Below are 12,900 nucleotides of genomic sequence, written 5' to 3'. Positions count from 1 at the left end.
CGTCATTGCTGATTTGTGGGGAGTGTCCGCGTGGCGGAACAGACTTCCATCAGTCACTGCCATACTAGTGGGAATTCTCAGCCAATCGCAAGCATTCTTCAGGTCTGCCGAGGCTCACTGTGACCGTTTGATTCCGTTCCACGGAATACCATTCTGAAATTGAGTCCGCAGAGACATGAAAAAAAGGGGCCGTGACCACGTGGCCACGACCCCCGCAAACAAGAAGTACTAGGCGGACGTACTCGCCGTCAGCGCAGCGATCGCCGCAGCCAGGTCGGCCTTGTTGTAGCTGGCGCCGGGATTGGTCGATATGTGGGAGTAGCGGACCGTGCCCTCCTTGTCGAGCAGAACGCCGCCGGACTGCTGGATGGCGCCGAAGACCTTGCGGAGCAATCCCGCCTCGGCGTGTGCCGTTCCGTCCCTGCCGATCACGACTGGGAACGGCACACCGCGCTTCGCCTTCCACGCTGTCGCCGAGGCCTCGTCTTCCGGCACAGCCACGATGACCTGAACGCCCGTTGCCGCCAGCTCATCCTGCTGCGTGGTGAGGGTGCGAACTGCTGCGTTGCACTGGGCGCAGGACAGTGCGCGCATGAAGTAGACGAAGACATTCGAGGTTCCTCGGTAGTCGGCGAGGTTCAGGTCTCCCCCGCCAGCCTCCCGAAGCTGCAAGTTCAGGGTGGAGCCGATTTCGATTGGCATGTGATTCCTCCGGTTGGGTCGTACGCGGATGCTGGGTGACGGGACAGTGGGTGAAGGGACAGTGGGTGACGGAACGTTGGTGGCGGAACGGTGGGTCGCGGATGGCGGCTGCCCGGCCAGAAGTAGCACGACCGCTCGGTGACGAGCGCAGCTAGCGCGTGAGCTCGCTTCGCGACGACGAGCGCAGGGTGTCGGTGAGGGCGGACATACCCGAGGTGATGCCGTGCAGGCTCCCGAGCAGGTCGCGCAGTTCCTCGACGGTCGTGATCCCGTAGGCAGGATCCAGGCAGCGTACGACTGAGGTGACCCGGTCGTGCAGTAGCCGACCCTCGGGGGTCAGCGCCACGATCACCGTGCGCTCGTCACCCTTCCGACGTTCCCGGGTCAGGATCTGGCGCGCCTCGAGCCGCTGCAGGAGCGGGGACAGGGTGCCCGAGTCGAGGAACATGGCGCTCGCGAGCGCACTCACCGAGGACTCGCCCTCGGACGCCAGCACGACGAGCACCAGGAACTGGGGGTAGGTGAGGTCCTCGTCGGCCAGCACGGCACGGTACGCCTGGGTCACGGCGCGGGAGGCCGCGTACAGGGCGAAGCACGGCATCTCACTCAGAGGACTGGTCATCTCATAACCTTTGCACACAAACTCTTTGTGCACAACACGTGCGGCAGCCTGCCGCATGCCCCGAACCGATTCGGCGGCGGCCAGGGACGGCGAGGCTAGAGGGTGACGGCCACGCGGGCCACGGGAATCTTCTCGCCGGCTTCGACGGCGAATGGAATCCGGTTTTCCGCGGGCGGAAGCGGGCAGGTCGCGTAGTCGGTGTACGCGCAGGGCAGGTTGACGGCGCGGGTGAAGTCGAGGGTTGTGCGTCCCTCAGCGTCAGGGGCGGCGACCGTCAGCGCCCGGTTCGCGGCGTAGGTCGTGAGGCCGCTCGTCGCATCCGTGAAGACCACCAGGAGGGAGCCCGGCGCGTGGCCGCTGAACGCAGTCAGGTGGTAGGGCGCGCCATCGTGGGCGAATTCCAGTTCGCCGGGCGCGGAGTAGACATGCTGCAATCCTTCGACTGCGGCACCGACCGTGACGTCGCGCGGCGGATCGAAGGGCAGGAAGCGCGCCTCGACGCGCCAGCCCGGGTTCGGCAGGTACGTCGGCGTGCCGGAGTAGGCAGCACGGAACTGGGTGTCCGGGTGCCGCGGGCGCACGATCAGCTCGCCGCCGCGCCGGGCGATCTCAATGACCGCGTCACCGGCCCGCGCGTTCACGCCGTCGCGTTCAGCGATCGCGCCGAAGGAGTGCCGACCCGTCAGCTCGACGCCGTCGAGGCTCAGCTGTTCGTCGGCGGCGAGTTCAACGACCGGGCCGACCTCGTCGACCGACCAGGCGCCGGGTGCGTCTCCGAAGCGCTCCGGTTCGGTCGTCAGGAAGTGCAGGCCCGTGATGGCCAGGAAACCGTCCGCGGCCGCGCGCTGGGTCTCGTGCGCCGCATGCCAGTCCTCCCAGTCCGAAACGAAGCCTGTGGGATCGATGGCCGGGGAAATCGTGTCTGTCGTCATGTCCCTGAGGCTAGTTTCGATGTGCTCGTGGACGAGCGGATGTCGACACGAACGGTCATGTGCGCAACACGCGTTCATCCCGCTTGCGCCCTGCTCTCGCAACCGCCATCATCCGTCCGCTCGGCTCTCGGCCGGCCGGGCGGGTGCCGGGGCGGCTCACGACAAAACCCCCTGCCTCCCGGTCAAATACGGGAGGCAGGGGGCTTTGTCGTGCCCGTTACTCAGCCAGGCTCTCGCCGGCTCCGTTGCGGAGGAGCAGGGTGGCGCCCGCTGCGATCACGGTGACCACCAGGGTGGTGATGCCGATCACGATCGGGATGTTGCTCGTTCCGGGAGGAGCCATCAGGGTGAAGATCGCCGGCGCGAACGCGGCAAGCATCAGGCCGACGTTCTGCGAGACGGCGAAGCCGGTGACGCGCAGCCGGGTGGGGAACTGTTCCTGGTAGGCCGTAGCGAAGGTGGCGTTCCACATCTGGAAGAAGATCGACATGGCGAGCACTCCGAGGATGAGCACCAGGGCGAAATTCTTCTCCTGCACCGCGAAGAGGAACGGGATCGAGGTGAGGCCACCGCCGAGGGCTCCCGTGATCATGAGCGCCTTCCTGCCGAAGACGTCGGACAGTTTCCCGAACAGCGGGATCGTCAGGGCCGAGACCGTGTTGATGATGAGGATGATCCAGAGGAACTCACTCGTCGTGAAGCCGACACCGTAACTCTCCTGCTTTCCGTAGGTGACACCGAAGACCAGGGTCGCCGTGCCGATCACGTTGGCGAGGGTGCTGATCACGCAGATGAGGAGCATGCGCGGGTAGCGACGGAACAGTTCGATCGCCGGGGTCTTGAACTCCTTGACCTGGGACTGCTTCAGGTAGGCGGGCGGCTCTTCGATGTTGCGGCGGATCAGGTAGCCGGCGAGGATGACGACCGCGCTGAGCAGGAACGGAATTCTCCAGCCCCAGGTCTGGAAGGCCTCGGCGGGAAGCGCGGATGCCAGCGGAAGCATGAACGCGAGGGCGAGGATGCTGCCGATCTGGGATCCCTGCAGGCTGAAGCTCGCGAAGAAGCCGCGCTTCGAGTCGGGCGAGTGCTCGACGATGAGGGCGTTCGAGGCGCCCAGCTCGCCGGCGACGGCGAAGCCCTGGACGAGCCGGAGCACCACCAGCAGGATCGGCGCGAGAATGCCGACCTGGGAGTACGTCGGCAGAACGCCCACGAGGAGCGTGGCCAGGCCCATCATCATCATCGCGATGACGAGGACGTGCTTCCGCCCGTGGCGGTCGGCCAGGTTGCCCAGGACGATGGCGCCGATGGGCCGCGCGACATAGCCGACGCCGTACGTGGCCAGCGAGGCGACGATGGCGACGGCCGGGCTCGAGGTGGGGAAGAACACCGTCGGGAAAACGAGTGCTGCTGCCTGGGAGTACAACGTGAAGTCGTAGTACTCCAGTGCGCTTCCGATCCACCCACTGAAGGCGGCGCGCTTGAGATTGCGGGATGAAACCTGTTTGTCGTTCGACGGCGTCCTCTGTGACGTTGCCGTGTTTTCGCTCATGACGAAACCCTTGATCTTCCTTGATAAGTGGTTCTAGTGTGATCGTTCGTGGTGCAGAGTGCAGTTCGCCGGTCAGGCGAGTGACGCGAGGATGTAGTCCCGCACCTCCCCCGGCTCGGCGTTTGCGGTGAAATACTCCGTGAAGTTCTCGGTGGCGATGGTCTCCTTCAGGAAGTCCTGATCGATTTCCTTGAGCACCTGGATGAGGGGCTTGTACACGACCGCCTTCACCTCGTTGAGGATGCGTGCATTGCGCTGCTCAGGGACCACCCGCTCCTTGGGGTACCCGCCACCCATCGGCTCGGCGAACAGGCGCTCGAAGATGAGCGTGAGGTTGAGCTCGGCTCCCCAGCCGAAGCCCTTCGCATAAGGGATGGAGAGCGCGTTGCCTCCGTTGATCTGGGAGAAGAGGTAGGCATCCGTCGGTTCGATGGCGATGCCGCAGACCACGCCGGGGAAGCTGTTACAGGCGAGCATGGCCCCCACGCCGGTGCCGCAGCCGGTGACGACGAAGTCCACGGCCTTTGTGCCCAACAGGATCGAGGCGAGGAGACCGTTCTGAACGTAGGTCAGCTGGCTCTCGCCCTCTTTCCCGGTCATCCCGTAGTTAAAGGACTCGTAGCCTTTCTCGTCGGCCACATCCTTGAGCGCCGTGTAGATGACGGCGTTCTTGGAAGCCTGGGAGTTCTCGTTTATCAAAGCAATCTTCATTGGTTCTTCGACCTTTTTCATTGATGGTGCTCACGAAATGGTGCGGGCAGTCCCGCGTTACTGAGGGGTTTTGCCGATGTAGGCGAGGATGCCGCCGTCGACATAGAGGACCAGCCCGTTGACGAAGTCGCTCGCGCCGGAGGCCAGGAACACGGCCGGCCCCATCAGGTCCTTGGGGGTTCCCCAGCGCGCGGCCGGGGTCCTTGCGATGATGAACTGGTCGAAGGGATGCCGGGAGCCATCGTCCTGGAGCTCACGGAGCGGGGCCGTCTGCGGCGTCGCGATGTAGCCAGGGCCGATGGCGTTGCACTGGATGTTGGCCTCGGCGAATTCGGAGCAGATGTTGCGGGTGAGCATCTTCAGGCCACCCTTGGCTGCGGCATAGGCCGACACGGTTTCGCGGCCGAGCTCGGACATCATCGAGCACATGTTGATGATCTTTCCGTGGCCGCTCTTGATCATTCCCGGCAGCACGGCCTTGGCGACGATGAACGGCCCGTTCAGGTCGACGTCGATCACCTGGCGGAAGTCGGCGACGCTCATCTCGAGCATCGGGACGCGCTTGATGATGCCGGCGTTGTTGACGAGGATGTCGATGGTGCCGACCTCGTCCTCGATCTGCTTGACCATCGCGACGATCGCGTCTTCGTCTGTGACGTCCGCGACATATCCGTGAGCCTCGATCCCGGCTTCCTTGTAGGCGGCGAGCCCCCGGTCCACGGCAGCCTGGTCGCGATCGTTGAAGGCGATCCGGGCGCCGGCTGCGGCATACGCCGAGGCGATTGCGAGCCCGATGCCGTAGCTCGCGCCGGTGATCAGGGCGACTTTTCCGCTCAGGGAGAAGCTCTCCGTGTCAAACTTTTCGGTCATTTTCTTACTCTTTTCGTGGAAGGCATGGTCGTCTCAGCAGAAGGAGACGAGATATTCGGCGAAGCACAGCACCGTGAGCGATTGGCCGTACGGCATCGCCGTCTGGTCGATGTTCTTGTAGAAGTCCAGGTCGTCACCCATCCCGGTTCCGACCGAGACGTTCTGGACTTCGCCCTCGTCGGTGATCCGGTCGTACAGTGCGGCGACGGCCTTCTCTGCCACGGCCGCATAACTCTTGTCGATGTAACGCTCATGCACCGCTTTGAGCAGCCCGTAGGCGATACCGGCGGTCGCGGACGACTCGAGGTAGGAGGTCGGGTCATCGAGCAGCGTGTGCCACATGCCGGACTCGTCCTGCAGCTCCGCGAGTGCGGAGACCTGGCTGTTCAGAATTTCGAGCAACCACTCCCGGATCGGGTCTCCGGGCTTGAGTCCCAGGGTGCCGATGAGTTCCGGAATGGCGATGGTGATCCAGCAGTTGCCACGAGCCCAGAGCGCGTCTGCGTAGTTGTCACGGCGCTCGAACGACCAGCCGTGGAACCAGAGGCCCGTCTTCTTGTCCATGAGGTACTGGGCGTGGATGAGGAACTGGTACTTGGCTTCCTCGATGTATTCCGGCCGGTCCAGGAGGCGACCGATCTTCGCGAGGGGCAGCACCGTCATCATCAAGGTGTCGTCCCAGAGCTGCTGGGAGTTCGGCCCGGCATAGGTCATGTGCTGCATGCCACCACCGTGCGTGCGCGGCATGTCGTGCATGGCCCATTGCGCCCACTGGTTGAGGTACGGGATGTACCTGCTGTCCTTGGTGTCCTCATACAGGCAGGCCATGGCGAGCAGCGGTGCCATCGTGTTGACGTTTTTCGGCGGAGCGCCCGCGGCGAGCGCGGTGTCGAACCACTCGCGGACGACATCCGCTGCCAGGGGGTTTCCGGTGATCCGGTAGTTCTTGTAGATCCCGTAGAGACCGACACCCTGGGGCCAATTCCAGACATTCCAGCTCTTGTCGTCGACGACGACATCACTGAAATGGAGTAAAAACTTACCTGACTCGTCCCTGATTGTGGTCAGGTTGGAGATCATGGCATCGATCTTTTGAACGATCTGCTCTCTGCTGACGGCAGTGTCTAGATGCATGGTTTCTCTTCACAATCTTCTTTGATTCCTTGTATTTGAAACGTTACAACCCAGGAATCCGTCCATATAGGCCCCGCGTTGTCGACCGTTGCTCAAAAACTGCCGTTTCTTGCAGGGGAGGCTGCGTGCCAGACTGTCGCCTGAGCTCACGGAGAGGAGGCGCCTATGGAGCCTCGCCGCGCAGTGATCGTGAACACGATGGTGTCCGGGCATTTCGAGCTCTACCACGTCGACAATGCCGTCCGTGAGCACGCAAACCTGCACTATCACGACTTCCACGAAATCAATTGCGTACTGAGCGGCACGGGTGTCTTCCGGCTCGGCGGAACCGAGTACTCCACGGAACCGGGAACCGTGACCTTCGTGCGGAGGAACGACCTGCACAACATCGTCAGGCAGTCCAGCGAGTACTACGAACGTGCGTACATCCACATTCGCGAGGAATTCCTCACGAGCCGTTCCTCTGAGAGCACCAACCTCAACCTCCTGTTCGCCAAGGACGGCACCCCGACCAGCCAGGTCATCCGGGTGGATGCCGACTGGTTGCGCGCACAGATCTCTCGCCTGGACGAGCCCGATCAGGAGGGCTTCGGCGCGGACCTCGTGCGGGAGAACCGGCTGATCGAGTTCCTGATCGAACTCAACAAGGCGGTCTTCGGCTCCGAGAACGCCGTCGTTCCCCACGACCTTCCCGTGTCAGCCCTCATCTCGGCGGTCATGGGCTACGTCGCCGACAACCTGGACGAGGATCTGTCACTCGATGCCGTCGCGGGCAGGTTCTTCATCAGTAAGTACTATCTGTCGCGCCAGTTCAAGACGAACACCGGACTCAATTTCCACCAGTACACGCTGAAGAAGCGGCTACTGCACAGCAAGGACCTCCTGAGCACGCACGGGAACGCCCTGGACGTCTATCGGATCGCCGGGTTCTCGTCGTACACGCACTTCCTCCGCTGCTTCAAGGATGAGTTCGGCATGACGACCAAGGAATTCATCCGCCGGAGTCGCAACCCCGAAGGCATTCACTTCGAGAATCCCGATTCCGTGTAGCGATCCACGGTCCTGGCAATCGCGTCGTTGACGGTTTCCTCCATGATGACGGCGAGACCGGGAGCGTGCGCGCCGATCGTGGCCAGAATCCGGGCGACCGGGAGGACCCCGTCGTCGATGTCGCAGCGGACGACGCGACCGTCCGAGAGGCGGTAGTCGTCGAGGTGGGCCGCGACGATGCGTCCCCCGAACCGTTCGAAGGCGTCGTTCGTCAATGCCGCAAGGTCGACGGGTTCGTTCGGGTCGAGCAGCGCCGTGGCGTCGAACACGATGCCGAGGAAGGGTGAGTCGACGTCGTCGAGGAGCTGCTCGACCCGATCGAGGTTGTAGATCGGGTGGTTGATGCCCGGCTCAATGGCGACGATGGTCCCCACGCGTTCGCCGAATTCCGCGAGCCGCCGAATCACCGTTGCGGCCTCCCGGTACGCCTCATCCGTGAAGTTCGCCCGGGTATAGGCAAAACCGTCCGCATTGACACTCCCCGTCTCGGTCGCCACCATCGGGGCACCGAAATGCCGGGCGTTGCGCAGGTAGGCCTCGAACTTCCGCAGGATCGCCTCCCGGCGATCGGCATCCGGATGAATGATGTTGTCGTAGCAGCCGAGCACGGCGATATCCACGCCCTGGGCGGCCATCACGCGGCGGAAGTATGCGCCCAGGCCGGGGTTGATGGCGCGGGCGCCGCTCAGTTCGGGGAAGGACCGGCCCAGGGCCAGTTGCACGTTGTGCACCCCGTATCCCGCCAGGCCACGCGCCAGCTCCTCGGGCGTTGACGCCCACGTCACGTCGTGTCCGCGAGCGCCGAAATTGATCGTCATGTCCCAACCTTTCACCGCGGTGGCCGACTCGCCGAACTGTACACCTCTGCCCGGGCGGGCCCCGACCTAGTCATCCGGGCGGAGGATAGCGGCCCCGTGACCAGCGCGACCCCCACGCACGGCGATAATCAGACCATGGACGCAGATCGAGACAACGAGGAGGCCAGACCGCGTGCCGCCAGCGTGTTCGATGTGGCCCGGGTCGCTGGAGTGTCGCACCAGACGGTTTCCCGCGTCCTGAATGATCACCCGAGCCTCCGCGCGGCCACGCGCCAGAAGGTGCTCGATGCCATGCGGGAGTTGAACTACCGGCCGAACGCCGCCGCCCGCGCGTTGTCCTCGAGCCGATCACGACTGATCGGAATTCTGTCGACCTCGAGTGGAGAGTACGGCCCTGCGACCATCGTCGCCGCCATCGGGGCGGCAGCGCGAAGTCGCGGCTACAGCGTGACGATCGCGAACGCGGACGGACTCGACCGGAGATCAGTGGATGACGCTCTCAGCCATCTGGCCGACCTCTCGGCAGAGGGGCTGATCGTGGTGGCCCCGCAGACCCAGGTGCTCGTCGCTCTCGAAGGCCTGACGATCCCGGTGCCGTATGTGACGCTGCAGACGGCAGCGGCGAGCGGGCTGCACGGCGGGATGCTGGACCAGATCCGGGGGGCCCGGCTGGCGACCTCACATCTCCTGGATCTCGGCCATCAGCGCGTGGGCCACATCGCCGGCCCGCCAGAGTGGCTCGACGCGCAACAGCGCCTGACCGGCTTCCAGGAGGAGCTTCGATCGCGCCAGCTGGATCCGCGATTCGTGGAGATCGGCGACTGGAGCGCCGCGTCAGGTCATCGTGCCGCCCGTGCGCTGATCGAACACGGCGTGACGGCCATTTTCTCCGGTAACGACCAGATGGCGCTCGGCGCCCTGAGCGCCGCGGTCTCCCTGGGGTTGACCGTGCCGGGGGATCTCAGCATCGTCGGCTTCGATGACGTTCCCGAGGCCGCGTACTACCAGCCCGCGCTGACGACCGTTCGGCAGGACCTGGCCGAAGCCGGGCGGCGCGCCGTGGCCCTTCTCCTCGGAGAAGCGGACGTGCGTCCTGCCGTCGGCCCTGAGCTCATCGAGCGGGCGTCCACCGGAGCCCCGCCGGAGCGGCCGCGACCCGAATACTGACGGTCGACATACGGGATGCCGATGTCGTAGACTTCATACGATCGTCAATGTGATCGATCACATGCGTAAGTCAAAGGAGTCTTGTGTCGACATCGAGTACCGTTTCCCCCGGTGATTCCGCACGAGACGACCTCCGTGCTGGGCGCCTCTCGCTCGGGATCGAACTGGGGTCGACCCGGATCAAGGCGTGCCTGATCGGCGACGACCCGTCCGAGGTGATCGCGGTCGGCAGTCACGAGTGGGACAACGAGTTCGTCGGACAGGTCTGGACCTATTCGCTCGAGAACGTGTGGTCTGGCTTGCAGGCGGCCTACGCCGACCTCATCGACAATGCCGAATCACGCTACGGCGTACGCCCGGACAGCTTCGCGGCGATCGGCGTCTCGGCCATGATGCACGGATACCTCGCGTTCGATGCGGCCGGCGACCTCCTCGCACCCTTCAGAACCTGGCGGAACACGACGACCGGCCCTGCTGCCGCGGAACTCACCGACCTGTTCGGCGTGAACATCCCGCTGCGCTGGTCCATTGCACATCTCCGTCAGGCGGTCCTCGACGACGAACCGCACGTCCCCGAGATCGCTTTTCTCACCACCCTTGCCGGTTATGTGCACTGGCGGCTCACGGGTCGGAAAGTCCTGGGAGTCGGCGACGCTTCGGGCATGTTCCCGATCGATGCGCTCACGAAGACCTACGACACTGAGCTCCTGGCGCGATACGACGGGCTCTCCGCGGCCGGCACCCCCGGTTCCCGCCTCGTCGACCTGCTGCCGGAGGTGCTCGTGGCGGGGCAGCCCGCAGGGGCCCTGACAGAACAGGGTGCCCGGCTTCTCGACCCGACCGGCACGCTCAAGCCCGGCGCGGCCCTCTGCCCGCCCGAGGGTGATGCCGGAACGGGAATGGTCGCGACCCGGTCCGTCGCCCCCCGCTCGGGCAATGTCAGTGCGGGCACGAGCATCTTCGCCATGGTCGTGCTCGAACGGCCGCTCGAGAATGTGCACCACGAGCTCGACGTTGTCACGACTCCCGCCGGGGACCCCGTCGCGATGGTCCACTGCAACAACGGTGCGAGCGAACTCGCGACCTGGGTCGGCCTCTTCGCCCGGTTCGCCACGGTCGCCGGCCAGCCGCTCGCCAGCGACGCGGTCTTCGGCGCGCTGTTCCGCGAAGCACTCGAGGGCGAGGCGGACGCCGGTGGGCTGTTGGCCTACAACCACCTCGCGGGCGAGCCGATCGCCGGCCTCAGCGAGGGCAGACCCCTCGTCGTGCGCACGCCGGACAGCCGACTGACGCTCGCGAACTTCATGCGGGCCCAGCTTTACGGGGTCTTCGGCACGCTCAGCCTCGGGATGCGCGTCCTTGCCGACGAGGGCGTCGTGATGGAGGAGATGTTCGCCCACGGCGGCATGTTCCGCACCGCAGGGGTCGCCCAGCGATTCCTCGCCGGGGCGCTCGGCACCCCCGTCACCGTGACCGAAACGGCATCGGAAGGCGGCGCCTGGGGCATCGCAGTACTGGCGTCCTACCTGCGGGCCGCCGAGCACGGCCAGCACCTCGACGACTACCTCGCCGAACGGGTCTTCGCGAACACCGCGTTCGACACTGCCCAGCCCGATCCGACAGACGTCGCCGGATTCACGACCTACCTTGCGCGCTATTCCGACGGCCTCGCCGTCGAACGCATCGCCATTGAAGCACTCTCACTGAAGGAAAGCACCCTATGAGCAACCGCATCACTCCCGACCTTCGCTCCTACGAGGTCTGGTTCCTCACCGGAAGCCAGAACCTGTACGGCGAGGAGACCCTCCGTCAGGTGGCGGAGCAGTCGCGCGCCATCTCGGACACGCTAGCAGCAGCATCCGACATTCCGGTCACGATCGTGTGGAAGCCGGTGCTGAAGGATTCGGAGTCGATCAAGCGCGCGATCCTCGACGCGAACGCCGCCGACAACGTGATCGGCCTGATCGCGTGGATGCACACGTTCTCTCCCGCGAAGATGTGGATCTCCGGGCTCGACGCCCTCCAGAAGCCCCTGCTGCACTTCCACACCCAGGCGAACGTCGAACTGCCGTGGGCGGACATCGACATGGACTTCATGAATCTCAACCAGGCCGCACACGGCGACCGGGAGTTCGGTTACATCCAGACCCGCCTGGGCGTCGCCAGGAAGACCGTCGTCGGCCACGCCACGAGCCCCGCCGTCACCGCGCAGATCGGCACCTGGACCCGTGCCGCCGCCGGCTGGGCTGCGACCAAGAGCCTCAAACTCGCCCGGTTCGGCGACAACATGCGTTACGTCGCGGTCACCGAGGGTGACAAGACCGAGGCAGAGTTGCGGTTCGGCGTTCAGGTCAACACGTGGGGCGTCAACGAACTCGCGGAGGCCGTCGCCGCGGCCACGGAGGACCAGATCGACGCCCTCGTCGCCGAGTACGAGGAACTCTACGACGTCGCTCCGGAGCTGCGGGCGGGCGCCGAGCGTCACGAGTCGCTGCGCTACGGCGCAGCGATCGAGATCGGACTCCGGTCCTTCCTCGAAGCCGGCGGATTCGGTGCGTTCACCACGAGCTTCGAAGACCTCGGAGCCCTCCGCCAGCTCCCCGGCCTCGCCGTGCAGCGCCTGATGGCCGACGGCTACGGCTTCGGCGCCGAAGGCGACTGGAAGACGGCCATCCTCGTGCACGCCGCCAACGTCATGGGCTCAGGGCTCCCCGGAGGCGCCTCCCTGATGGAGGACTACACCTACGATCTGACCCCCGGAGCGGAAGTCATCCTGGGTGCCCACATGCTCGAGGTCAACCCCGCCCTGACGACCGCGAAGCCGACGCTCGAGATCCACCCGCTCGGCATCGGCGGCCGGGAAGACCCCGTGCGCCTCGTGTTCACGGCCGATCCTGGACCCGCCGTCGTGGTCGCGATGAGCGACATGCGCGACCGGTTCCGCCTCGTCGCCAACGTCATCGAAGTTGTCGAGCCCACAGAGCCGCTGCCGAAGCTGCCGGTCGGCCGCGCCGTCTGGAAGCCCGCACCGTCCTTCGCTGTCTCGGCGGCCGCCTGGCTCACCGCCGGTGCGGCGCACCACACCGTGATGTCGACCGCGGTCGGCCTCGAGGCCTTCACTGACTTCGCTGACATCGCGAAGACGGAGCTTCTCGTCATCGACGAGACGACCGACCTGCGGAGCTTCGAACAGGGGATCCGCTGGAACGCGGCGTACTACCGTCTGGCCCAGGGCCTCTGAACCTAGGAACCTGAGAACGGATCGCCTGGCCGCTTGCGGTCAGGCGATCCGTTCGTTAAGGGCGGCGCAGCCCACCAGCCCGGACCACGCGCTCTGGCCGG

12 protein-coding genes are annotated in these 12,900 nt (G+C 65.1%); 4 read left to right on the top strand and 8 right to left on the bottom strand.

Annotated features, from left to right (window positions below):
- Positions 1–228: 228 nt before the first annotated feature.
- The 7 genes from E3O46_RS07510 to bglB all read right to left on the bottom strand — a co-directional run bounded on the left by E3O46_RS07510 (position 229) and on the right by bglB (position 6,523).
- Positions 229–702 carry a peroxiredoxin family protein gene (locus tag E3O46_RS07510; protein ID WP_134446330.1) on the bottom strand — a complete coding sequence of 158 codons (474 nt, stop codon included), beginning with the start codon at positions 700–702 and terminating at the stop codon, positions 229–231.
- 151 nt (positions 703–853) lie between these two features.
- A complete protein-coding gene (locus E3O46_RS07505) occupies positions 854–1,324 on the bottom strand; it encodes a MarR family winged helix-turn-helix transcriptional regulator (protein ID WP_134446329.1) in 471 nt (156 codons plus the stop codon).
- Between the two features lie 95 nt (positions 1,325–1,419).
- Entirely contained in the window at positions 1,420–2,256 is an 837-nt protein-coding gene (locus tag E3O46_RS07500; RefSeq protein WP_134446328.1) for a DUF1684 domain-containing protein, read from the bottom strand.
- Between the two features lie 217 nt (positions 2,257–2,473).
- Positions 2,474–3,808: an MFS transporter gene (locus tag E3O46_RS07495; RefSeq protein ID WP_134446327.1), complete on the bottom strand. Its 1,335-nt coding sequence runs from the start codon at positions 3,806–3,808 to the stop codon at positions 2,474–2,476.
- 72 nt (positions 3,809–3,880) lie between these two features.
- The gene (locus E3O46_RS07490) at positions 3,881–4,519 is read right to left on the bottom strand and encodes an RpiB/LacA/LacB family sugar-phosphate isomerase (RefSeq protein WP_134446326.1); all 639 of its coding nucleotides are present in this window, start codon (positions 4,517–4,519) and stop codon (positions 3,881–3,883) included.
- A gap of 57 nt (positions 4,520–4,576) precedes the next feature.
- A complete protein-coding gene (locus E3O46_RS07485; RefSeq protein ID WP_134446325.1) occupies positions 4,577–5,389 on the bottom strand; it encodes a gluconate 5-dehydrogenase in 813 nt (270 codons plus the stop codon).
- Positions 5,390–5,422: 33 nt separating this feature from the next.
- Positions 5,423–6,523 carry a beta-galactosidase BglB gene (gene bglB, locus E3O46_RS07480; protein WP_134560816.1) on the bottom strand — a complete coding sequence of 367 codons (1,101 nt, stop codon included), beginning with the start codon at positions 6,521–6,523 and terminating at the stop codon, positions 5,423–5,425.
- Positions 6,524–6,688: 165 nt separating this feature from the next.
- Between bglB and E3O46_RS07475 the strand changes: the two genes are divergently transcribed.
- On the top strand, positions 6,689–7,573 hold the full coding sequence (locus E3O46_RS07475) for an AraC family transcriptional regulator (RefSeq protein WP_134446323.1): 885 nt from the start codon (positions 6,689–6,691) through the stop codon (positions 7,571–7,573).
- Here E3O46_RS07475 and E3O46_RS07470 read toward each other — a convergent pair.
- Positions 7,546–8,391, bottom strand: a complete 846-nt coding sequence (locus E3O46_RS07470; RefSeq protein WP_134446322.1) for a sugar phosphate isomerase/epimerase family protein — start codon at positions 8,389–8,391, stop codon at positions 7,546–7,548. The genes E3O46_RS07475 and E3O46_RS07470 overlap by 28 nt on opposite strands.
- 135 nt (positions 8,392–8,526) lie before the next feature.
- Here E3O46_RS07470 and E3O46_RS07465 point away from each other — a divergent pair, with 135 nt between their 5' ends.
- From E3O46_RS07465 to araA, 3 genes are all read left to right on the top strand, one after another.
- On the top strand, positions 8,527–9,558 hold the full coding sequence (locus tag E3O46_RS07465; RefSeq protein WP_134446321.1) for a LacI family DNA-binding transcriptional regulator: 1,032 nt from the start codon (positions 8,527–8,529) through the stop codon (positions 9,556–9,558).
- 83 nt (positions 9,559–9,641) lie between these two features.
- On the top strand, positions 9,642–11,282 hold the full coding sequence (locus E3O46_RS07460; RefSeq protein WP_134446320.1) for a xylulokinase: 1,641 nt from the start codon (positions 9,642–9,644) through the stop codon (positions 11,280–11,282).
- A complete protein-coding gene (gene araA, locus E3O46_RS07455; RefSeq protein ID WP_134561443.1) occupies positions 11,279–12,799 on the top strand; it encodes an L-arabinose isomerase in 1,521 nt (506 codons plus the stop codon). The genes E3O46_RS07460 and araA overlap by 4 nt, the downstream gene beginning before the upstream one ends.
- The last annotated feature ends 101 nt before the right edge of the window (positions 12,800–12,900 follow it).

It is taken from the genome of Cryobacterium glucosi (genome assembly GCF_004402235.1).
In the GTDB taxonomy this organism is placed as follows: domain Bacteria; phylum Actinomycetota; class Actinomycetes; order Actinomycetales; family Microbacteriaceae; genus Cryobacterium; species Cryobacterium glucosi.
This window is presented reverse-complemented; position numbering and strand designations above follow the sequence as displayed.

Bases quoted from the DNA above. Each gene is read 5' to 3' on its own strand.
- E3O46_RS07510 (WP_134446330.1), bottom strand. From the start codon at position 702: ATGCCAATCGAAATCGGCTCCACCCTGAACTTGCAGCTTCGGGAGGCT.
- E3O46_RS07505 (WP_134446329.1), bottom strand. From the start codon at position 1,324: ATGACCAGTCCTCTGAGTGAGATGCCGTGCTTCGCCCTGTACGCGGCC.
- E3O46_RS07500 (WP_134446328.1), bottom strand. From the start codon at position 2,256: ATGACGACAGACACGATTTCCCCGGCCATCGATCCCACAGGCTTCGTT.
- E3O46_RS07495 (WP_134446327.1), bottom strand. From the start codon at position 3,808: ATGAGCGAAAACACGGCAACGTCACAGAGGACGCCGTCGAACGACAAA.
- E3O46_RS07490 (WP_134446326.1), bottom strand. From the start codon at position 4,519: ATGAAGATTGCTTTGATAAACGAGAACTCCCAGGCTTCCAAGAACGCC.
- E3O46_RS07485 (WP_134446325.1), bottom strand. From the start codon at position 5,389: ATGACCGAAAAGTTTGACACGGAGAGCTTCTCCCTGAGCGGAAAAGTC.
- bglB (WP_134560816.1), bottom strand. From the start codon at position 6,523: ATGCATCTAGACACTGCCGTCAGCAGAGAGCAGATCGTTCAAAAGATC.
- E3O46_RS07475 (WP_134446323.1), top strand. From the start codon at position 6,689: ATGGAGCCTCGCCGCGCAGTGATCGTGAACACGATGGTGTCCGGGCAT.
- E3O46_RS07470 (WP_134446322.1), bottom strand. From the start codon at position 8,391: ATGACGATCAATTTCGGCGCTCGCGGACACGACGTGACGTGGGCGTCA.
- E3O46_RS07465 (WP_134446321.1), top strand. From the start codon at position 8,527: ATGGACGCAGATCGAGACAACGAGGAGGCCAGACCGCGTGCCGCCAGC.
- araA (WP_134561443.1), top strand. From the start codon at position 11,279: ATGAGCAACCGCATCACTCCCGACCTTCGCTCCTACGAGGTCTGGTTC.